Genomic DNA, 20,552 nt, shown 5'->3' with positions numbered 1-20,552 from the left:
AGACTTGACGCCAGACCCCGGGCGTCAGGACCACACGATTTTGCCGTACGCCGATCGCACCGGTCGTGTGCGCGAGAGGTTTCGCTCACGGCTCTCCGCCCTGCAAAACTCATCGCGCCGATGCCATCGGCGTCCACCGCCGCCCGACCCGCGTTCGTGACGATCGCGATACGCCCCTCTTTGGGCCGGGTTGCGGCGACACATACGCCATTTCCGAATTTCGGTAAAGCGGAATGTTTTTGGCGGCGCGGATTGACCGATGGATTGGGTGTTTTGCCCGTCGGGCAACGCAAGGGATTGTGGCCTCGGTGCCGGAAGGCACTTGGGAATCACGTCCGGTTGCGGGGCGGTCCCCGCAAAGGGCCCGCCGCCACAAGCAAAAGCGCCGCCCGCTTGAAATGAAGCGCAGGCGGCGGCTGATCAGCCCCGGGAGGGTGAGAGTAAAATCCCGATACCAGTTAGTCTCTACGGAGGCGGCGTAGGTTCAGCCTGTTGGAGATTGAAGCCCTACCGTGGCGCCAATAGTCCCGGCGAGGTCAGCCACTTGTTGACCTCTCCGGCAGCATCGATCTGCCCGGCCTTTCGCAAAAGCTCCGTGCGGCGGATACCAGCGGGCATCCCTTTGGCCTGCTGGCGAAGGTTGAGTGCTTCTTGCGCCAGGCGATATTCGAAGGTCGATGATGGTTCTGGGGATCGTCGAGCCAAGATTTTCATGCTCCGCTGCGGGGGGTAAGCGGGAGCGCAACTCGCGTTCACACCACCGATAGATGCTACGGGCCGCTCGGCGGTGCCGAGACAATGCGACTTTATCTGCTGGATAGCGAGCGCTTTATTTCGTTTCCGCGCAGGAACTGTCTGTGGAACTCAGCAGCCGCGGCAAATATTCTTCAGCTTCGCGGCGGTTCGGGCTTCTTCCGCAAGAAATGGATCCTTGTAGTCTGACGATGAGCCGATGCGGGCTTCGGCGGGCCTTGGCATTTTGGGCGGAAATGCCGCATCGTAACAGGAGAGGCGCGCGCTGGTGCTTTCGATCGCACGGCAGTTCGGCTCCGCCGCAGAAGCTGAGGGCGCGGGTGTACACAGGGCCGCCGCCAGCAAAAGCGCTGCGGTCCATGTGCTCGTTCGAGCCGTCGTCATGCCGAACACTCCGTATTCACTTGGTTCTGCTCGCCCAGGTCGGACGCTCGCCGGTCCAGGCCGGCAGAGCATCCCATTCGGACCAGCGCATCCTGCGCTCCTCGTCGCCGACCCTGACGAAAACAAAGGGAGCATCGTCCCGGCCTGTCTTCGAACCCACGAAAACCGCCGGAACGCCGTAGGCATCTCTGATGATTGCCGTGTTTGCCATTCCCGCCTCCTGTCTCGGCTCGCGTCTCTGCTCGCGTCTTGGCTGAAGCGCCGCGCCCGCGTTTTGGCGCAGGTCGATCGAACGGACCTGCCGCTAGAGAACGGCCACGATCGCGATCAGCAGCACGAGGAAAATAGGCACCAGCAAAGGTGGCACGAGCCACTCACGAATGTCGAATCTGACCAAATCGGACATCTGACCGCCTTCTTTCGGGTGGAGGCGGGAGCGCGATGCTCTCAGTCACCGATAACAGCCAGGAAGCGCGCGGTGATGGCTGGCTTGTAGCACCCACCTTGCCAATTAGCGAGGTCAATCTCGTCCGTCTTGCTGCGCGCAATTGACCCGGACCGGCGGCTCACACCAGTTCATCGGTCCACACCTTGAAGCTGATGAGCTCGCCCGGTCCGAAAATATGAACAATCGGAACATCCGCCGCATCGCGGCCCTGGGCGATCAGGACCCGGCCGATGCGCGGCGTGTTGTTGCGTGCGTCGAAGGTGTACCAGCGGCCGCCAAGGTAGGCATCGAACCAACCTGCAAAGTCGCCGGGGGCGTGCGGCGGCGGAATGCCGATGTCGCCGAGATAGCCGGTGCAGTAGCGCGCTGGAATGTTCATGCAGCGGCAGAACGCGATGGCGAGATGCGCATAGTCGCGGCAGACGCCCTTCCGCTCGTTGAAGGCCTCCCATGCCGTCATGGTCGCCCGCGCGTGCTCGTATCCGAACGCGATGTGATGGTGAACGAAATCGCAGATCGCCTGGACGCGCGGCCAGCCGGGCGCCGTTTTCTCGAACAGCTTCCAGGCGATGTCGGAAAGCCGATCTGTTTCGCAATACCTGCTGCCGAGCAAATAGAGCAGGGTGTCCGATGGAAGATCCTCGACCGCGTGCTGCGCAGCTGAAGGCGCGATCACATCGGGCAAGCCGCTGTCGCGCACCGTTCCATCGGCGGTAAGGCGCATGCGGCCGGGCGGCGCGACGATCCGGCTGCACCAGTTCCCGAAGCTGTCGCGGTAGGGCGTGATCGGAACAGAAGGCGAGGTGATGAGGTGATCCGGCACGACAACATCGGATGCCCGCGTGAAATGCGTTCCGACCATCGCAATCAATGGCGTAAATTGCGGGAAGTCGTAGACCATGTCGAAGCCGACCCGGATCTGCATGCTTAAGCCTCGGCTCCAACTGCGCTGACCGGAATTGGCCGCCGCATGAGTCGTGTCGGCTCGAACTCAGGTCGGCATCGCTGCGACTGGTCCGTCTGCCGCATCCCTGAAGAGAAGATGGCTATGCAGGCGGCCGGACGCAATGCCAAGTGCCGCAAGGCGAAGCCACATCCCATCACCGAATTATGCCGCGTCCGACCAGTCCGGCAGCGGAGGGCGCGGTGCTCGCCAGCATTCGCTGGACCCATTGTCTAGTGCAATGTCGCGGCAGCGGCTTCGTCGATGGCCGCCATCAAATCGGGCGTTGCAGATTGATGGACCATATGGCCCACGCCGGCGATCCGGTGCAGTTTGCTCTGCTTGATCTCTTCGTGGAGCCTGACCGATTGCTTTTCGATGTCGATCAGACGGTCATCCTCACCGCCGATGATGATCGTGGGCATCCTGAGTTCGCTATAGGTCTTCGCAGCGACAAAGGCCGCCGGGACCATCAAGGCCGCTTCTGCGGCACTGGCACGCATCTGTGCTGGTCGTACAGCCATTGCTTTGGGAAAGTCGGCGAATTTCTCGGGGACTGCGCGCGGGCCGAATAGTTTGCGCAACATCATAGGCCACATCAGCCGCCCGAAGATCGGGGATACGGTGTAACTGATGATATCGCCGAGTCCAGGGATTGCAGGTGCCAAAGAGGCCGCGGCGTCGGTGCGGGCGGTCGGGAAATAGTATCCCGACGCCAGCACCAATGCTTCGACCAGCGATGGATGCCTGATCGCCAGCGCCACTGCGAGCGACGCTCCCCATGAATGTCCAAGCACAATTGCGCGCTGAACGCCCAGACGGCCGAGTGCCTCCTTGAACAGATCTGCCTGCGTCTCAGGGGTCCAAACCGCATTGCGGGGCCGCAAGCTGTGTCCGAATCCCGGGCGGTCGAAGACGATAACCCGATAGTTTGCAGCTGCCAGATCAATCAAGCCGCTCGACTCGAAGTCCTGGATCATGCTGCCGTTGCCGTGAAAGAGAACCAGCGGGCGGCCGTTGCCACGCTCCACATAGTGCAGACGTACGCCATTGACCTCGATGAACCGTCCCTGTGGCGGATTATCGCGTTGTGCCTTCCTGGCAAGCTGCCGATTGATGAGGGCGGCCCCCGCCATCACCGTTACGGCCCCAGTAACGGCGGCAAGCGCGGGATATCGCCTCACGGCGCTGAGGCAGCTGGAGACGAGCGAAGGTGAAGGAGTTTGCAGCAAGGTCATTGGCAGTACCTCATAAAGGGTCTGCACGATGCCTCAGAGCAAAATGAGAAATGTTGCAGGCATTCCAAACGAGGGCGTCGTCGGTTTGGTTCCTGTACGACGCTCGAATCTGATCGGTCTTCTTGTTAAACGCCTTCACTCTTCCGCGCACGCGCCGCACCTGCACGCGTCCACGCCGGATCTTCAGACAACTGCCTTCAAGAAGCTTTGGCGCCAGTCTGTTGCGGGCCAGATGCTAGCCCGGGCCCGATGTCTCGTCCTTCTTCGGAGATCCCAAGCCCGGGGAGGCGAGCCAATCATCCATATGTGCCGCTATCTCGGCCTGCCGGGCCCTTTTCGTTGCAGCTTCCCGCAACGGGCCATGCGGTAGCAGCTTCGCCTCCTCTTTTAGCTTTGTGGCCTCTTCGAGGAGTCGCTCTTTGAGCGATTTTGTGTGTGTAAACCGGCGACGTTGCATGTCGCGTTCCTTTCCGTGAGGGCGGGAGCGCGATCAGGCGTTCTCATCACCGATGATAGCCGAGAGCCGAGCGGCGATGACGGTCAACGTTCCAACCAGGGAACTGTTCCAAGTATCAGCTCTACGAACTTGCCGCTCGCCGAAGCCGCAGCGCGTGTTAATGCATGGGCCCCGGCTCTCCAGCGCACCGCTGAAGAGGTGCTGCGCTGCGTCCGGGGCACGAGACCATCGGCTGCGCACGCGCTGCCTCCATGGTCCGCTGCGCCGCCTAGTGCCTCACGACCAGCACCGAGCATTTGGCGTAGCGCACGACGTGGCCGGCGTTGGAGCCGAGGAAATAGGTGCGCATCGCCGGCCGGTGCGAGGTCATCACGATCAGATCGGCCTTTATCTGCGCGGCTTCCTCCAGAATCTCGTGGTAGATGCCGCCCTGGCGTACCACGCTGGAGATCCGCCCCCGCTCGATGCCGGATTCGCGTGCAACGATGGCGAGCGCCTCTTCCGAGGTCTGGCGCTGCTGTTCGTCGAAATCGGCCGGCACGTATTCGGCCAGCATCACCGGCGTCATCGGCAGCACGTTGAGCAGCCGCACCGTGCCGCTCCAGGTCTGCGACAGCGTTGCCGCGGTCGCGATCGCCGGCTTGGCCAGATCGGTGTCGGCGAGGTCGATGGGCACGAGGATGGACTTGAACATCTGCGCCTCCAATCTTCGGCCCTTGATCGCGTTAGGTCGGTCGGCCGAGACGGCGGGCCACGCATCTCATCCCGATCGAAGCAGCTTGGGGCTGGTGAACAGCACCAGTTTGCCGCGGCGGTAGGCCACGTCAGCCCAATCCTTGACGTCAAAGTCGAAGATCGCAAGTCCCGAAGTGGGCAGATTGTCGGCGAGCGCCTTGGCGCCGGCCGGATCGCCGCCGCCCATCAGCATGAGCGCGGCCTCGTGCATGCCGGGATTATGGGCGACCAGCAGCAATCGCTTCGGGTCGGCCGGGGCCGTTGCCGTGCGAATGCAGTCCAGGATCTGCGCGGGATCGGCGCCATAGAGTTCCGGCAGGATCTCGACCTGCGGCGCCGGGACGCGGTCCTTCATCGCCTCCCAGGCGATGTCCCAGGTCTGCCGCGCCCGGACGGCGTGCGACACCAGCACGGTATCGGGGAAGGGCGGATGGTTGGCGATCCAGTCGCCGATCCGGGCAGCATCCTTGTAGCCGCGCTCGTCGAGCCGGCGGTCCTGGTCACGGCCGCTCGGCGCGTCAGTCTCGGTCTTGGCGTGACGCAGCAACATCAAACGGCGCATGGCATTCTCGAATCGTTCCCGTCCAGAATAATCTACAGGCGCCGGTTGAGGACAAGGTGACAGGCGCCCGGTGGGTCCTTTAATAAGAAAACGGCATGAGCGAGACTTACACAAGCGTGTCCGAGGACGAAGCCGGCTTTCGCGACCGCACGCGGCTGTCGTTCGACCTTGACGCCGACATCTGCGTCATCGGTGCGGGGCTGGCCGGGCTCACCGTCGCGCTGGAGGCGGCCCGGCTAGGGGCCAGCGTCGCGGTGCTCGAGGGCCGTCACATCGGCTGGAACGGGTCCGGCAACCAGCTCGGCACGGTGATGCCGGGCTTTGCGCTGCCGCTCACCGATCTGATCGAGCGCATCGGCTTCGAGGACGCGCGTGAATTGTGGACGCTGTCGAAGCAGGGCGCCGAGTTCGTCCGGGCCAACGCCACGGAAGAGAACATGCCGGGGATCGCCAGAAGCGAGGGCGTGCTGGAGGTCTCGAACGTCGATGCCGGCGACCGGCTGATCAGCCGGTTGCAGATGCTGAACGAGGATTTCGACACCGAGGTCGAAGGCTGGCAGGTCGATCGCGTCCGCGAGGTGCTCAAGACCGATCGCTATTTCCACGGCGTGTATTATCCCAAGGCGTTCCAGGTCGACGGCCGCAAATATGTGCACGGCCTCGCGGCGCTGGCGCGGCGGGCCGGCGCCCGCATCTTCGAGGACACGCCGGTCGTCAGCATCGATCATTCCGGCATCCGCAAACGCATCGTCACGCCCTCGGCGCGGCTGCGCGCCACCCACATCGTGCTCGCGGGCAACATCCATCTCGGTGCGCCCTTGAGACGCCTGTCGGAGACGCTGCTGCCGGTCTGGCGCTATGCCGGAATCACCGCGCCGCTCGGCGAGCGCCTGCATGAGATCATCGCCTTCAAGGGATCGGTGATGGACACCGACGGCGTCGATCATTTCCGTATCGTCGACGGCGACCGGCTGATGTGGGAGAGCCCGGAGACCACCTGGGCCGCGCGTCCGCAGCGCTTTGCAGGCGCCGTCAGACGGCGGATCCGCACGATCTTTCCAGCGCTCGGCAATGTCGAGGTCACGGACATGTTCGGCGGCGCCACCGGCCAGACCGTGCACGGCATGCCGCAGATCGGCCAGTTGCGCAAAGGCCTGTGGGTGGCGAGCGGATTCGGCCGCCAGGGCATGAACACCTCGGCCATGGCCGGGCAGATGATCGCGCGCAGCATCCTGCGGGGCGACGAGCGCTGGAAGCTGTTCTCGCCGTTCGAGCTGGTCTGGGCGGGCGGCGCCACCGGACGGGTCGCAGGCCAATTGGTCGGGATCTGGGGCAGGGCGAGTTCCGCCGCCGCGGGCTCGCTCGCCCGCTACCGCGAGCGTGCCAGGGTCAAGGATCGCCAGCGCGAGGCGCGGCTTGCCGAAGCCAACCGGGCCGCCGGCACCGGTCCGCGCCGCCCGCCGCCCGGCGTCAGGCCGCGGCCGGCCCCTGCGCCGAAACCTGCGGTCCAAGCGGAAGACCGGGCGGGGGAACCGACCGCGCACGAGGCCGACCTTTCGCGCTAAAGCGCGATGCGATCGTCATCGCGCTTTAGGTTGTTGTTTGAGCATGATCTTTTCGAAAAAACCGCTGCGCACTTTTCCGGATCATGCTTTAGACCCGCGAAAAATTCCGCCTGAACGTGTAACTTCGGCCGTTCAAGCCCGTATCTCAGGGCGTGGAGCTCCCGCACGGAGAATGAGATGTTTGACCGCCGCATCCTGTTGACGACTGCCGCCGGCCTGTTTGGCCTTGGGGCCCTCCGCTGGCTGAGGGGAACGCCTGCCGAGGCCGGCCAGAAGACCGCGGAAAAGTTCGAGATCACGAAGACGGAGGCTGAATGGCGCGCCCAGCTCACGCCGCAGCAATATGAGATCCTGCGCAATCACGGCACCGAGCGGCCGGGCTCCAGCCCGCTGCTGAAGGAGCATCGCAAGGGCATCTTTGCCTGCGCCGGCTGCGACCTTCCGCTGTTTGCGTCCGAGACCAAATTCGAGAGCGGCACCGGCTGGCCGAGCTTCTACCAGCCGATCGAGGGCAATGTCGGCAAGACCGAAGACCGGGCCTACGGCATGGTTCGCACCGAGGTGCATTGCCGGCGCTGCGGCGGTCATCTCGGCCACGTCTTTGACGACGGTCCGAAGCCGACCGGATTGCGCTATTGCATCGACGGTTTCGGGCTGGTCTTCCATCCCGCGGCGGCGTCGGCGACGTAAGTCGCCCTGGAGTCATTCCGGAGCGATGCGTCAGCATCGAATCCGGAATCTCGAGATTCCGGGTTCGGTCCTGCGGACCGCCCCGGAATGACCGAAGGCCCCGGCAATTGTTGCCGGTCCCGGCAATTGTGCCCCGGTCGTCAGGCCGGGGCTTTTTCATTAAGTCGTTGATTTCATGAGGGTACCCGCATTGGCATAGCCCTTGCGACGGTCTCCCCCGACTGCGGCCATGGTCGACCGGCCGCCGAGATCGGATTTGGAGACAAAGTTATGGGTATCTTCGATGCAATGAACACCTCGGTGGGTGGCCTGCAGGCGCAGTCCTACGCGCTGCAGAACATTTCCGGCAACATCGCGAACTCATCCACCACCGGTTACAAGGGCATCGGGACCAGCTTCGTCGATCTCATTCCCGACTCCTCGGTGCCGAGCAAGCAGGTCGCGGGCGGCGTGACGGCCAACGCCAAGGCCACCATCACCACGCAGGGCACGATCTCGGGCTCCACCGTCGCCACCAACATGGCGATCACCGGCGACGGCTTCTTCTCGATCCAGAAGGCGAGCGGCGTCGTCGACAACGTGCCGGTGTTCACCGGCGTCACCTATTACACCAGGCGCGGCGACTTCCAGCTCAATGCCAACGGCAATCTCGTCAACGGCGCCGGATATTACCTGATGGGCGTCACGGTCGACCCGAAGACCGGCAACCCGACCGGCAGCGTCGCGAACGTGCTGCAATTCCAGAACAACTTCATTCCGGCGCAGGCGACCACCTCGATCCAGTACGCTGCGAACCTGCCGACCCAGCCGAACACGGTGGCGAAAACGACCGCCGCGGCCGGCACGCTGCTGGCGGCCGGTGGATTGAACCCGTCCGATTTCGCGGCCAACCCGCTGCCGGTCGGCACGCCGCCCGCGCCCTACACCAATGCGACGGTCTCCGGCGCCGCCGCCACCGGCAACATCCGCTCGGCCTATTCGTCGACAACGGCAACAGGCACGGTCGCGCTCCAGAACAATTCGTCTGCGGTGGCCTCGACCACCACGTCCCTCGACAACACGGTCGGCACGCATCTCGCCTCCAGCATTCTCACCGCGCTGAGCGGCCAGACGCTGACCATCAACGGCAACACCATCACCTTCAACGGCGGCACCACGGTCTCGACCGTCGGCAACAACACGACGATCGGCCTCGGCGCGGGCACGACGGCGACTGTGTCCGACATCCTGAACGGCATCCAGACCGCCGGCGGCGCCGGCGTTACGGCCTCGCTCTCCGCCAGCGGCAACATCGTGATCTCCAGCGGCACCGGCACCGACGTGGCTGTCGGCAGCGGCACGGCAGCCACCGCGCTCGGCATCAGCAGCGTGACCCGTGGCGGCAACGTGCTGTCCTCGCCCGCGATCTCGGGCGCCACGGTTCTGAGCGGCACGGCGACGGCCGGCGGCGCCCAGGTGCTCTCGTCCGGCTTCGCTGCCGGCGATACCATCACGGTCGATGGTCAGACGCTGACCTTCATGGCCGCGGGCGCCGTGGGCAACAACCAGATCAACGTCACCGACAACATCACGACGCTGCTCGGCAAGATCGACGCGCTGGCCGGCGCGTCGGGATCGTCGGTCAGCAGCGGCGGCGTGATCACGCTGAACACCGGCACCGTCTCCAACCTGTCGGTCTCCAGCTCGAACAGCGCTGCCTTCGCCGCGCTCGGCTTCACCTCGACCATCACCAAGAACCGCGACGGCGGCGGCACCGCCGGCACGGGCGGCGTGATCGGCAACGACATTTCGACCTTCACCAAGGAATCGATCAGCGGCGGCGCGGTGACCGCCTACAACGCCGCCGGCACGCCGGTGAACCTGCAATTGCGCTGGGCCAAGACCGACAGCGCCTCGCTTGGCGCGGGCCATTCCGACACCTGGAACCTGTTCTACCAGACCGATCCGAATGCGACCGGCACGACGGTCGGCTGGGTCAATACCGGCCAGGCCTTCACCTTTGCTGCAGACGGCTCGCTGACTTCGCCGAGCGGTTCGGGCATCACCATCAACAACGTCAGCGTCAGCGGTCAGTCGCTCGGCTCGGTCGCCTTCAACATCTCGTCGGGCGGGCTGACGCAATATGCCAGCACCAGCGGCGCGGTGACCATCAACACCATCACGCAGAACGGCTATGCCGCCGGCCAGCTCCGCTCGGTCGCCGTCAACAACAACGGCATCGTGGTCGGCACCTTCTCCAACGGCCAGAACCTCAACCTCGCCCAGGTGCAGCTGTCGCACTTCAACGGCACCAACTACCTGAAGGCAATGGACGGCGGCGCCTATGCCGCGACCGAGCAGTCGGGCGACGCCATCGACGGCGCTTCGGGCACCATCAGCGGCTCGTCGCTGGAGGGATCCAACACCGACATCGCCGACGAATTCACCAAGCTGATCGTGACCCAGCAGGCCTATTCGGCCAACACCAAGGTGATCACGACCGCGAACTCGATGGTGCAGGATCTCCTGAACGTGTTGCGCTGATCGGCGCGTAACGTAACCAAAGGCGGCAAGTAACATGGGTTTGAGTTCAGCCCTCGCCAGTGCGATGAGCGGTCTGCGTGCCAACCAGGCCGCTCTCTCGATCGTCTCCTCGAACGTCGCGAATTCGCAGACGCCGGGTTACGTCGTCCAGACGCCGAACCAGATCGAGGTCACCACCGGCGACTTCGGCTCGACGGCGATGACGACCGGCGTCAGCCGGGAGCTCGACGCCTATGTGCTGAACCAGCTGCGCACCGAAACCGGCGGCAGCGGCTACGCCGACCAGATGGCCAGCATCCTGAAGCAGCTTCAGAATGTCTATGGCACGCCCGGCAACAGCGGCACGCTCGAAACGGCGCTGAACAAGTTCACCACGGCGCTGCAGGCGCTGTCGACCAGCTCGGGTTCGTCGTCGGCGCAGACCGTTGCGCTCGGCGCGGCGCAGGCGCTTGCGCAGCAGCTCAACGTCACCACCAAGGGCATCCAGTCGCTGCGCTCCAACGTCGAGCAGGATCTCGGCACCTCGGCGCAGGCCGCCAACGCCGCGATGCAGCAGGTCGCCAACATCAACACCAAGCTGCAGGGCCTGTCGGCCAACGACCCCTCGGCCGCGACGCTGATGGACCAGCGCGACCAGGCCATCAACACCTTGTCGAAATATGTCGACGTCCGCGTCACCGTCGACGGTTCGAACCAGGCCAACATCTACACGACGACGGGCATCCAGCTGGTCGGCGCCGGGCTCGCCTCGCAATTCTCCTTTGCCTCGGCCGGCACGCTGTCGGCGACCTCGCTCTACAACATCGACCCGGCCAAGTCCGGCGTCGGCGCGCTGACCATCAAGCTGCCGAACGGCTCGCAGCTCGATGTCATCGCCAACAACGTGGTCTCGTCGGGCCAGATCGCGGCCGATCTGAAGCTGCGCGACGAGACGCTGGTGCAGGCGCAGAACCAGATCGACCAGCTCGCCGCGACGATGTCGAGCGCACTGTCCGACAAGACCACGGCCGGCAGCACCGTCTCCGGTCCTCCGGCGGGCTTCGACCTCGATCTTGCCGGTGCGCTGCCGGGCAACACCGCGACCTTCACCTACACGGACACGGCGACAAATACGCAGCGTCAGGTCACGCTGGTCAACGTCACCGATCCGGCGGCGTTGCCGCTGCAGAATGCGACCAACGCCAACCCGATGCGGATCGGCGTGAACTTCTCCGGCGGCATGGGCGCGATCGCCTCGGCGCTCAACACGGCGCTGTCGAGCTCGCACCTGACGTTCTCCGCAGCCCCGTCGCCGGCCACCGCCACGACGCTGCGGATCACGGACGACAATAGCGGCCTTGCCAAGGTCAATTCGGCCTCGATCAGCAAGACGATCTCGTCGCTGACCTCGGGCAATCCGCAGCTGCCGCTGTTCACCGACGGCGGACAGGCGCTCTACACCGGCGCGATCACCGCCTCGGGCTCGCAGATGACCGGCCTTGCGGGACGCATCGCCGTCAACACGCAGCTCGTCGCCGACCCGACCAGGATGTCGGTCTACAACACCTCGCCGGTGACGCCCGCGGGCGACACCACGCGCTCGGACTATCTCTACTCGCAGCTGACCTCGGCGGTGTTCTCCTATTCGCCGCAGAGCGGCCTCGGCTCGGCCGGCCAGCCGTTCACCGGCAGCGTCTCGAACTTTCTGCAGCAATTCCTGAGCGTGCAGGCCAACGCCTCGACGCAGGCCACCCAGCTCCAGCAGGGCCAGAGCGTCGTGGTCTCGACGCTGCAAGCCAAGTTCGACTCCACCGCCAAGGTCAACCTCGACTCGGAGATGTCGAACCTGATCCAGCTCCAGAATGCCTATGCCGCCAACGCTCACGTGATGTCGGTGGTGCAAAGCATGATGAACACGTTGCTCCAGGCTCAAGTGTAACAAGTAACAGGGCTCTGAAACATGTCGATCAGCAGCATCAACTACGCCTCGTCGGTTCTCGGCTCGCAGATCCGAAACATCAACCAGCAGCTCACCGACCTGTCGACGCAGCTCTCGACCGGCAAGCTGTCGCAGAATTATGCCGGGATGGGCACCAACGAGGGCTTCGCGATCGCCGGGCGCGCGCAGCTCTCCAACATCGCCGCCTATACCGACACGATCACCAACGTCAATGTCAGCATCAACCTCGCCAATACCGCGTTGCAGTCGCTGACCAAGATCCGCAGCACGGTGCAGACGGGCTCCGCCAACACGGCGCAGGATCTCAACGTCAACGGCCAGACCATCGCGCAGAACACCGCCGCGGCCCAATTCGGCTCGATGGTCGGCGTCCTCAACACGCAGACGGGCAACCGCTATCTGTTCTCGGGAACCGCCGTCAACACGCAGTCGGTTACGGATGCCGGCGACATCATCAACGGCACCACGACGCAGGCGGGCTTCAAGACGGTGATGGCGGAGCGCCAGGCCGCCGACTTAGGGGCCAACGGCATGGGCCGTCTGGTGCAGACGCAGCCGACGCCGAGCTCGATCCAGGTGTCGGAAGACGTCGCGGGCTCGCCGTTCGGCCTCAAGATCAAGGCGGTCTCCTCGACGCTGACGGGCGCGACCGTCACCGGCCCGAGCGGCTCGCCGGTGTCGTTCTCGGTCGATCTCAACGGCGTCAACCCGAACAACGGCGACAAGCTCAGCATCCAGTTCACGCTGCCGGACGGCACGACCGAGCAGATCGACCTGACCGCATCCTCGGCGACGCCGACGCCGCTCGGCAGCTTCGCGATCGATGCGAGCACCCCCGTCAACCCGACCAATACCGCGACAAATCTCAATACCGCGCTGAACACCGCGATCACGAAGCTCGCCAACACCTCGCTGGTCGCGGCATCCGCGATCGTCGCCGGCGACAATTTCTTCAACACCGCCAGCTCTGCGATCGGCACGCCGGTCAACAACCAGGCGGCGATGCCGGCCCCCGTCACCGGCGCTACGGCGCTGTCCGGGGCGAGCCCCTCGGATTCGATCTCGCCGGGCTTCGTTGCCGGCGACACCATCACCGTCAACGGCACCACGCTGACCTTCGTGGCCTCGGGCGCGACCGGCAACCAGCTCAACGTCACCGACAGCATCCAGACCCTGCTCGGCAAGATCGACGCCATCACGGGGACGTCGAAGCCCTCGACGGTCCACGGCGGCTCGATCACGATCAACACCGACGATGCGGCGAGCCTGAACATCACCAGCTCCAATACCGGCGCGCTGGGTTCGCTCGGTTTCGGCGCGACGCCCGTGACCGCCACGCAGCCGCCGCTGCGGGTCGGCTCCTCGCCGGCGAGCTCGGCGACGACGCTGGTCAACGGTTCGGCCAACACCGTGAAATGGTACTTGGGCAATGACGGGCCCGGCTCGGCGCGCTCGACCGCGATGGCGCGGGTCGACGATTCCGTCACGGTGCAGTATGGCGCCCAGGCCAACGAGGACGCGATCCGCCGCCAATTGCAGGCGATCGCGGTGTTCGGGACCTTCTCGACCTCGCCGACCGGGCAGTATTCGGGAGGGCAGGTCTCCGCGCTGAGCCTGCGGGTGACGCAGGCGCTGACGCAGCAGCCAGGTCAGCAGCGCATCGAGGACATCCAGACCGACATCGCGATGGCCCAGAACACGATGAAGGACGCCTCCACGCGCCAGACCCAGGCCAAGGCGCACCTCCAGACCATCATCGACCAGGCCGAATCGGCCTCGCCCGACCAGGTCGCGAGCGAGATCCTGGCGCTGCAGAACGCGCTGCAGGCGTCCTACCAGGTGACCTCGAACCTCGCGCAACTCTCGCTCGTCAAGTTCCTGTGAGGGCGCGTTAAGGCGCCGTTAACCATGCCTCTTTACCTCTTGGTGAGGATTGGAGCGGGGCGGAGCTGCCGATGTCGGACAAGATGCAATTGGTGGTGGCAACGCCATGCTTCGGCGGGCAGGTGTCGAGCATCTATGCGAGCTCGATCTTCGCGCTCCAGCGCGCCGTTCACGGCATGTCCAATCTCGAGCTCAAGGTGCTGCTGCGGGACGGCGACGCGCTGATCACCCGCGCGCGGGCCAATCTGGTCGCGATGTTTCTGGACGATCCCAACGCGACGCATTTCCTGTTCATCGACGCCGATATCGGCTTCAAGCCGGAGCAGGTGTTCCGGCTGATCGAATGCGGCGCTGACGTCGTTGCCGGCTGCTATCCGATCAAGCGGGTCAATTGGGACAAGGCCGCGCGGGCGATCCAGTCGGGCCGCACCGACGTGCCCGCGGCTTCGCTGGATTATGTGCTCGAGATCGAGGATCCCGACCGCATCGTCGTCGTCAACGGCTTCACCCGCGTACGCTATGCCGGCACCGGCTTCCTGATGATCCGGCGCCACGCGCTGGAGGCGATGTGCCGTCACCCGGACTATGCAAGCCTGCAGTTCTTTCGCGAGCATTCGCACGACTCGCTGGTCGCGAGCCAGAACCGCTTCGCGCTGTTCGAATGCATGATCGATCCGGCGACCGGCACTTATCTCTCCGAGGACTTCGCCTTCTGCAAACGCTGGACCGACATCGGCGGCGAGATCTGGGCGGACATCCAGAGCTCGCTCGATCACGTCGGACCGTCGGTGTTCCATGGCGACATCGCCTCGCAATTCGCACCGGCGCCCGCAGGGGCGGCGGCCGATGCCGCCTGAGCCTTCCGGGATGAGCACCGGCGCATCCCGCCTGTCAGGACCGGAACGCGCATCCGACAGCGGTTCGCGTTACCACCTGCGCGATCTTTTCACGCCACTCGACACGCTGCTCGTCTCGGGCGGAGATCCGCGGCTGGCGCTCGACGCCGGGGACCGGCTCAACGTATATGGCTGCGCGGCCGCGCCGGAGCCGGAGGTCTGGAATTTCGCCTCCTCGACGGCGTCGACGATCTCGCAGGCTGCCTATGACCGCGTCGCGCTGGCGCGCGAAGAGCTGATGCACAAATGCCTGTTCGACGAAGTCGAGGTCGCCTTCGACTTGCGCTGCGAGGACATGCGGAACGAGCTGCGTGGCCACCTCCAGCTTCCACCGTGCGTCGAAATCGTGTTCTCGCCCTCCGGCACGGACTCCCAGCTTCACGCCCTGTTCCTGGCGCGCGCGGTGCTCGGGGCGCCGCCGGTGACGATCGTGGTCGGCGCCGACCAGACCGGAAGCGGGACGATCCATACCGCGCGCGGGCACCATTTCAGCTCCATGACGGCGAGCGGCCTTGCGGTTCGCAAGGACGGCGCGGTTGCGGGGCTCGCCGGCGCCTGTCTCGCGTTGCCGCTGCTGGAGCCAGGCCCCGCGATTGCAATGCGCGGGGATGCCGATGTCGCGGTGCTGCGTGCGGTCGAAGCCACGATCGCGCAAGGCGCGCCCGTGCTGCTTCAGATCATGGATGCATCGAAGCTCGGCTGGCGCGCACCGAGCGCGGCCTGCCTCGATGAGATCGCGCGGCGCTGGCCGCGCAAGGTCCAAATCGTCGTCGACGCCTGTCAGGCGCGGCTCGGTCTCCGCCGGCTGCGCTCCTATCTCGACCGCGGTTATATGGTGCTGATCTCAGGCTCGAAATTCTTCGGTGGGCCTGCGTTCAGCGGTGCGTTGCTGGTGCCCAAGGGCCTGTCGCGGTCGCTCTATCGGATCGAGGGGATCGCGCCGGGCATCTTCGACTATGCCGATCGTTGCGATTGGCCGATGGCCTGGACGATGCTGCGTTCGCGCTTCGAGCGCCGTCCGAACTTCGGTCAATGGCTGCGCTGGGAGGCGGCGCTCGCCGAGATCGGCGGCTATTACGCCGTACCCGGCGCATTCCGTGCCAAGATGCTCGCCGAGCTCGCCGCCGGCATCGACAGCATGATCGCGTTGTCGCCGTCGCTTCGCTCCGTCCCGACCGCGACCAACACCGTCGACGCGGATGACGAGGAATTTGCACAGACTACGATCTTTCCGTTCATGCTGCTGCGCGGCGGCAAGCCGGTTTCGACCGCCGAGACCAACGCCATTCATCAGGCGTTGGCGCGTGACATGAGCGAGGCGTTCAGCGGCACCGCGGCGGACCGACAGGTCGCCGCGCAGCGCTGCCTGATCGGTCAGCCGGTCCGCCTGGAGCGGCAGGACGCGGCACCGCAGGCCGTGCTGCGCCTTTGCGTCGGCGCCCGGCTCGTGACCGAGGCCTGGTCGCCTGATACGGCAGAGGCGCAACGCAACGTGCAGCAAATTCTCGATCGCATCGCCCATGTGCTGGTGAAGATCGAGCTGCTGCTCGACCGTGGCGCAGTCGCCGCCGCGCCGGTAAACTCCGCGTTCGAGGTGTGAGATGCAGCATCCGCTTTCCGCGCCGATCGGCATGATTGCGGCGAATTATGCCGATCGCATCGGCTTTGCGCAGCTGACCCGCCAGGCCTTCGAGGGTGTCGATCTGCATCCGCTGCGCGACCAATTGGTGGCGCGGATCGCGGCGGGGACGGCGCTGGCGGGCGAAGGACTGGATCTGTCGTTGATCGCCCAGCTTCTCGGCGACAAGGATCAGGGGCTTGCGATCCAGTCGGAGGTGTTGGCCTTCCATCAATTGTTTCGCACGCCGATTGCCGCTCCGAAGCCCGGCTTGCGCGTGCTCGCGCTTGCGGCCGACATCGACATGGGCGGCAACACGCCGATCGATTTTCTGCTCGAAGGCTCCGACATCGAGCTGTTGACGCTCTACGTGGTCAAGGGCGTCGGCCTGCCGGAGAATTTGCCGGAGCACGACGTCGCGATCGTGGTCGCTTCCGATTCCGAGGAATGCCGCGAGGCGCTCGCCTTGGTCGGGAAGGCCGCGCCGCATTGGCCGCGACCGCTGCTCAATCGTCCCGATCGCATCGGCAATCTGGATCGCGACAAGCTGCATCGGCTGTTGGCCGGCGTGCCGGGTCTCGATATTCCCGCGACCATCCACGCGACGCGCGCGCAATTGTCGGACCTCTCGAGCGGGCAGATCGCTTGCCAGGACATCGCGGGTGAACTGCGCTTTCCGATGATCGCGCGGCCGCGCGGCTCGCATGCCGGCGTCGGGCTCGCGAAGCTCGACGATACGGCGGCGCTCGCATCTTATCTTGCCGAGCGTAAGGAGCAGGATTTCTTCGTCGCGCGTTTCGTCGATTATGTGAATCCCGACGGGCTCTATCGCAAATATCGTCTCGCGATGGTCGACGGCAAACCTTACGCCTGCCACATGGCGATCGCCGACCGCTGGGATATCTGGTACCTCAACGCCAACATGGCATTCAGCGAGGAGAAGCGTGCGGAGGAGGCGATCTTCATGCGCGACTTCGACCACGCCTTCGCGGCGCGCCACAGGAACGCGCTCGACGAGATGAGCAGGCGCGTCGGCCTCGATTATTTCATCGTCGATTGCGCGGAGAATCAGGACAACGAGCTCCTGGTCTTCGAAGCTGACAACACCGCCGTCGTGCACAACATGGATTCGCCGGCGGTGTTTCCTTACAAGCCACCGCAGATGCGCAAGATCTTCGCGGCGTTCGCGGCAATGCTGTCGCGGCATGCAAGAGCGGGCGAGGGGAGTGCAACATGAACGAGATCGTCCGCAACGCGCAAAGCTCCGTCGCGCACACCTCGCTTGACCCGCAGGACTGGAGCGCATTTCGCGCGCTCGCCCATCGCATGCTCGATGAGACGATCGACGGCATCGCCAACGTCCGGACGCGTCCGGTCTGGCAGCCGATCCCCGACGACGTCCGCGCGGCCTTCAAGGCCGACGTGCCGCGCGGGGCGAGCGACCTCGCCGAGGTCTATCGCGAATTCGCCGAGCACGTCGCGCCCTATGCGACCGGCAACGTCCATCCCAGCTTCATGGGCTGGGTGCATGGCGGCGGCACCGCGGTCGGCATGCTCGCGGACATGCTCGCCGCCGGCCTCAACGCCAATCTCGGCGGACGGGACCACATGCCGATCGAGGTCGAGCGCCAGATCGTCGACTGGATGCGCCGCCTGTTCGCCTTTCCGGACAGCGCGAGCGGCATCTTCGTCACGGGCACGTCGATGGCCAATCTGATGGCGGTGCTGGTGGCGCGCACGGCTGCGCTCGGCGCGCTCGCGCGCCAATACGGCATCGGCAATGACGGTGCGCTGCTCACGGCCTATACCTCGCAGGCCGCGCATGGCTGCGTCTCCAGGGCGATGGACATTGCCGGGCTCGGCACCGATGCGCTGCGCAAGATCGGCGTCGATGCCGATCATCGCATCGACGTTGCCGCGCTGCGCGCGCAGATCGCCGTCGATCGCGAGGTCGGCTTCAAGCCGTTCCTGGTCGTCGCCTCTGCCGGCACGGTGGACATTGGCGCGATCGACGATCTCAAGGCCGTCGCGGAGCTGTGCCGCGAGGAGGGAATCTGGTTTCACGTCGACGGTGCTTTCGGTGCGCTTGCGATCTTCTCGCCCGAGCTCGCGCCGCTGCTCGGCGGCATCGAACTCGCCGATTCCATTGCGCTCGACTTCCACAAATGGGGACAGGTGCCGTACGATGCCGGCTTCCTGCTGGTGCGCGATGGCGAGCAGCATCGGCAGGCCTTTGCGCAGCCCGCGGCCTATCTGCGCCGCGAGGCGAGGGGGCTTGCGGCGGGGGCGATCTGGCCCTGCGATCTCGGCCCCGATCTGTCGCGCGGCTTCCGTGCGCTGAAGACGTGGTTCACCCTGAAGACGTTCGGCATCGACCGGCTGGGTGCGACGATCGCGCGAAGCTGTGCGCTGGCGAAGTATCTCGAAGCGCGCGTGCTGGCCGAACGGCGGCTGGAATTGCTGGCTCCGGTCAACCTCAACATCGTCTGTTTCCGCTACCTTGCCGACGACGCGGTCAACCGCGAGATCGTCGCCGATATCCAGGAGTCGGGAGTGGCGGCGCCGTCGAGCACGACGCTGGACGGCAAGTTTGCGATCCGCGCCGCGATCGTCAATCACCGCACCGAGGAGGCGGACATCGATGTGCTGGTCGCGGCGGTGCTGGAGTTTGGCGGACGGCGGTGCGGCGACGGCGTGATCGAGGTCGAGGCGCCGCCGCTCGCGGCGCAATAGCACGCGCGTGGTTCAAACGAGAACGGCCCCGGAGATGATCCGGGGCCGTTCTTGTTTGCGGGACGGCTTCGTTCGCGTGGCGTGGCCGCGCGGAAGCCCAATGGTCAGGCGGCGGAGCTCACGTCGTCCTTGGCCGCTTCAGCCTTTGGATGGGTGGCCTCGAACTGGCTCCGCAGCTTCTCTTCATAGGCGATCAGCTTGCGGGCGTCCTTTAGCGCCCGGTAGAGGTCGCCGTTCAGGATGTTGTTGTTGATGGCCTCGATGATCGGCCAGGCGCTCGGGACCGCGGTGACGATATCGCGCACCAGGTTGAAATAGGTGCCGTGCTGGGTCTGCGGATCCGGCGAGATGTACATGAGCTGCACCGCCAGATAGACGAGCTTGGCCGGCGTATCGGCGGTCTCCGGCGTGAGGATGTCGCGCTCGCGCAGGATCGGCACGTTGTCGCCGTCGATCAGGAGACGGGCACGCTGGTCCGTATTGGTAATCACGCAGTTGCCGACGATGATGCGTTCGTGCGGTCTGAGCTCGACCTTGAGGGCCATGCCTGTTCTCCATCAACGCTTTCGTAACCGAGCGTTCGTTGCGGCCTATCAAGGCGTGATTCTCGCTCGCAACTAGTTAACGAGTTGTAAATTCCCGCCGCTCGCGCCAAAAAGCTCAATGCTTTCAAAGGTGCACCCGTGTGGCGGCGCAGCGATTTGCGCGGCGTCCCGGACCGAATCACGCGCGGCCGGGCAAAAGCGCGGGTTTCATTTCATGTTTCGTTAGAGGTCTCGGCGGCACCGTCCGCCGTCGCTGGGTCAATCGCGATCCAAGCAGACGTGTAACAGTAGCGTCGTTTACCAGAAAGGTAACAGAGTCATGTCCGGTATCGTCCTCTCCGCGTCGGTTCGTCAGAACCTGCTCTCCCTCCAGTCCACCGCTGATCTTCTCGCCACCACGCAGAACCGTCTGTCGACCGGCAAGAGCGTCAACTCGGCCCTCGACAATCCCACCAACTTCTTCACGGCCCAGTCGCTCGACAATCGCGCCAGCGACATCAACAACCTGCTCGACGGCATCGCCAACGGCGTGCAGGTGCTGCAGGCTGCCAACACCGGCATCACCTCGCTGCAGAAGCTGATCGACAGCGCCAAGTCGATCGCCAACCAGGCGCTGCAGACCACGGTCGGCTACTCCAC

Annotated in this window: 18 protein-coding genes; 10 read left to right on the top strand and 8 right to left on the bottom strand. The window is 64.9% G+C overall.

Annotated features, from left to right (window positions below; all coding sequences use genetic code 11):
* Positions 1 to 507: 507 nt before the first annotated feature.
* The 7 genes from D6B98_RS38095 to D6B98_RS38060 all read right to left on the bottom strand — a co-directional run bounded on the left by D6B98_RS38095 (position 508) and on the right by D6B98_RS38060 (position 5,520).
* The gene (locus D6B98_RS38095) at positions 508 to 714 is read right to left on the bottom strand and encodes a hypothetical protein (RefSeq protein ID WP_126262058.1); all 207 of its coding nucleotides are present in this window, start codon (positions 712 to 714) and stop codon (positions 508 to 510) included.
* Between the two features lie 150 nt (positions 715 to 864).
* Positions 865 to 1,137: a hypothetical protein gene (locus D6B98_RS38090; RefSeq protein ID WP_126262057.1), complete on the bottom strand. Its 273-nt coding sequence runs from the start codon at positions 1,135 to 1,137 to the stop codon at positions 865 to 867.
* Positions 1,138 to 1,153: 16 nt separating this feature from the next.
* Entirely contained in the window at positions 1,154 to 1,348 is a 195-nt protein-coding gene (locus tag D6B98_RS38085; protein WP_126262056.1) for a hypothetical protein, read from the bottom strand.
* A gap of 355 nt (positions 1,349 to 1,703) precedes the next feature.
* The gene (locus D6B98_RS38080) at positions 1,704 to 2,510 is read right to left on the bottom strand and encodes a transglutaminase-like domain-containing protein (RefSeq protein WP_126262055.1); all 807 of its coding nucleotides are present in this window, start codon (positions 2,508 to 2,510) and stop codon (positions 1,704 to 1,706) included.
* 251 nt (positions 2,511 to 2,761) lie between these two features.
* Complete coding sequence (locus D6B98_RS38075; RefSeq protein ID WP_164719140.1) at positions 2,762 to 3,766, bottom strand: alpha/beta fold hydrolase; 1,005 nt, start codon at positions 3,764 to 3,766, stop codon at positions 2,762 to 2,764.
* 725 nt (positions 3,767 to 4,491) lie between these two features.
* Entirely contained in the window at positions 4,492 to 4,917 is a 426-nt protein-coding gene (locus D6B98_RS38065) for a universal stress protein (RefSeq protein ID WP_126262053.1), read from the bottom strand.
* Positions 4,918 to 4,983: 66 nt separating this feature from the next.
* Positions 4,984 to 5,520 carry a SixA phosphatase family protein gene (locus D6B98_RS38060; RefSeq protein ID WP_126262052.1) on the bottom strand — a complete coding sequence of 179 codons (537 nt, stop codon included), beginning with the start codon at positions 5,518 to 5,520 and terminating at the stop codon, positions 4,984 to 4,986.
* Positions 5,521 to 5,615: 95 nt separating this feature from the next.
* Between D6B98_RS38060 and D6B98_RS38055 the strand changes: the two genes are divergently transcribed.
* From D6B98_RS38055 to D6B98_RS38015, 9 genes are all read left to right on the top strand, one after another.
* On the top strand, positions 5,616 to 7,085 hold the full coding sequence (locus D6B98_RS38055; RefSeq protein WP_126262051.1) for an NAD(P)/FAD-dependent oxidoreductase: 1,470 nt from the start codon (positions 5,616 to 5,618) through the stop codon (positions 7,083 to 7,085).
* A 177-nt stretch (positions 7,086 to 7,262) separates the two neighbouring features.
* Complete coding sequence (gene msrB, locus D6B98_RS38050) at positions 7,263 to 7,775, top strand: peptide-methionine (R)-S-oxide reductase MsrB (RefSeq protein ID WP_126262050.1); 513 nt, start codon at positions 7,263 to 7,265, stop codon at positions 7,773 to 7,775.
* A gap of 270 nt (positions 7,776 to 8,045) precedes the next feature.
* A complete protein-coding gene (locus D6B98_RS38045; RefSeq protein WP_126262049.1) occupies positions 8,046 to 10,298 on the top strand; it encodes a flagellar hook-basal body complex protein in 2,253 nt (750 codons plus the stop codon).
* A gap of 34 nt (positions 10,299 to 10,332) precedes the next feature.
* Positions 10,333 to 12,216 carry a flagellar hook-associated protein FlgK gene (flgK, locus tag D6B98_RS38040; protein ID WP_126262048.1) on the top strand — a complete coding sequence of 628 codons (1,884 nt, stop codon included), beginning with the start codon at positions 10,333 to 10,335 and terminating at the stop codon, positions 12,214 to 12,216.
* A 21-nt stretch (positions 12,217 to 12,237) separates the two neighbouring features.
* The gene (locus D6B98_RS38035; protein WP_126262047.1) at positions 12,238 to 14,121 is read left to right on the top strand and encodes a flagellar protein; all 1,884 of its coding nucleotides are present in this window, start codon (positions 12,238 to 12,240) and stop codon (positions 14,119 to 14,121) included.
* 71 nt (positions 14,122 to 14,192) lie between these two features.
* Positions 14,193 to 14,978: a methylenetetrahydrofolate reductase gene (locus tag D6B98_RS38030; RefSeq protein WP_126262046.1), complete on the top strand. Its 786-nt coding sequence runs from the start codon at positions 14,193 to 14,195 to the stop codon at positions 14,976 to 14,978.
* A complete protein-coding gene (locus D6B98_RS38025; protein WP_164719139.1) occupies positions 14,968 to 16,617 on the top strand; it encodes a hypothetical protein in 1,650 nt (549 codons plus the stop codon). The genes D6B98_RS38030 and D6B98_RS38025 overlap by 11 nt, the downstream gene beginning before the upstream one ends.
* A gap of 1 nt (position 16,618) precedes the next feature.
* Positions 16,619 to 17,872 carry an ATP-grasp domain-containing protein gene (locus tag D6B98_RS38020; RefSeq protein WP_126262044.1) on the top strand — a complete coding sequence of 418 codons (1,254 nt, stop codon included), beginning with the start codon at positions 16,619 to 16,621 and terminating at the stop codon, positions 17,870 to 17,872.
* Positions 17,869 to 19,368 (top strand): pyridoxal phosphate-dependent decarboxylase family protein, encoded by a 1,500-nt coding sequence (locus D6B98_RS38015; RefSeq protein ID WP_126262043.1) that lies wholly within the window; start codon positions 17,869 to 17,871, stop codon positions 19,366 to 19,368. The genes D6B98_RS38020 and D6B98_RS38015 overlap by 4 nt, the downstream gene beginning before the upstream one ends.
* Positions 19,369 to 19,472: 104 nt before the next feature.
* Here the strand turns inward: D6B98_RS38015 and flbT are convergent, their stop codons facing one another.
* Positions 19,473 to 19,913, bottom strand: coding sequence for a flagellar biosynthesis repressor FlbT (gene flbT, locus D6B98_RS38010; protein WP_126262042.1), 441 nt, complete (start codon positions 19,911 to 19,913; stop codon positions 19,473 to 19,475).
* Between the two features lie 319 nt (positions 19,914 to 20,232).
* Between flbT and D6B98_RS38005 the strand changes: the two genes are divergently transcribed.
* On the top strand, positions 20,233 to 20,552 hold a 320-nt coding region (locus tag D6B98_RS38005), incomplete at its 3' end, for a flagellin N-terminal helical domain-containing protein (protein ID WP_502699964.1).

The sequence above is a fragment of the Bradyrhizobium sp. LVM 105 genome (assembly GCF_003957705.1).
Taxonomy (GTDB): Bacteria; Pseudomonadota; Alphaproteobacteria; order Rhizobiales; family Xanthobacteraceae; genus Bradyrhizobium; species Bradyrhizobium frederickii.
This window is presented reverse-complemented; position numbering and strand designations above follow the sequence as displayed.

What these genes read in the sequence shown, in the direction of transcription:
- D6B98_RS38095 (WP_126262058.1), bottom strand. Translation starts at nt 714, where the DNA reads ATGAAAATCTTGGCTCGACGATCCCCAGAACCATCATCGACCTTCGAA.
- D6B98_RS38090 (WP_126262057.1), bottom strand. Translation starts at nt 1,137, where the DNA reads ATGACGACGGCTCGAACGAGCACATGGACCGCAGCGCTTTTGCTGGCG.
- D6B98_RS38085 (WP_126262056.1), bottom strand. Translation starts at nt 1,348, where the DNA reads ATGGCAAACACGGCAATCATCAGAGATGCCTACGGCGTTCCGGCGGTT.
- D6B98_RS38080 (WP_126262055.1), bottom strand. Translation starts at nt 2,510, where the DNA reads ATGCAGATCCGGGTCGGCTTCGACATGGTCTACGACTTCCCGCAATTT.
- D6B98_RS38075 (WP_164719140.1), bottom strand. Translation starts at nt 3,766, where the DNA reads ATGACCTTGCTGCAAACTCCTTCACCTTCGCTCGTCTCCAGCTGCCTC.
- D6B98_RS38065 (WP_126262053.1), bottom strand. Translation starts at nt 4,917, where the DNA reads ATGTTCAAGTCCATCCTCGTGCCCATCGACCTCGCCGACACCGATCTG.
- D6B98_RS38060 (WP_126262052.1), bottom strand. Translation starts at nt 5,520, where the DNA reads ATGCGCCGTTTGATGTTGCTGCGTCACGCCAAGACCGAGACTGACGCG.
- D6B98_RS38055 (WP_126262051.1), top strand. Translation starts at nt 5,616, where the DNA reads ATGAGCGAGACTTACACAAGCGTGTCCGAGGACGAAGCCGGCTTTCGC.
- msrB (WP_126262050.1), top strand. Translation starts at nt 7,263, where the DNA reads ATGTTTGACCGCCGCATCCTGTTGACGACTGCCGCCGGCCTGTTTGGC.
- D6B98_RS38045 (WP_126262049.1), top strand. Translation starts at nt 8,046, where the DNA reads ATGGGTATCTTCGATGCAATGAACACCTCGGTGGGTGGCCTGCAGGCG.
- flgK (WP_126262048.1), top strand. Translation starts at nt 10,333, where the DNA reads ATGGGTTTGAGTTCAGCCCTCGCCAGTGCGATGAGCGGTCTGCGTGCC.
- D6B98_RS38035 (WP_126262047.1), top strand. Translation starts at nt 12,238, where the DNA reads ATGTCGATCAGCAGCATCAACTACGCCTCGTCGGTTCTCGGCTCGCAG.
- D6B98_RS38030 (WP_126262046.1), top strand. Translation starts at nt 14,193, where the DNA reads ATGTCGGACAAGATGCAATTGGTGGTGGCAACGCCATGCTTCGGCGGG.
- D6B98_RS38025 (WP_164719139.1), top strand. Translation starts at nt 14,968, where the DNA reads ATGCCGCCTGAGCCTTCCGGGATGAGCACCGGCGCATCCCGCCTGTCA.
- D6B98_RS38020 (WP_126262044.1), top strand. Translation starts at nt 16,619, where the DNA reads ATGCAGCATCCGCTTTCCGCGCCGATCGGCATGATTGCGGCGAATTAT.
- D6B98_RS38015 (WP_126262043.1), top strand. Translation starts at nt 17,869, where the DNA reads ATGAACGAGATCGTCCGCAACGCGCAAAGCTCCGTCGCGCACACCTCG.
- flbT (WP_126262042.1), bottom strand. Translation starts at nt 19,913, where the DNA reads ATGGCCCTCAAGGTCGAGCTCAGACCGCACGAACGCATCATCGTCGGC.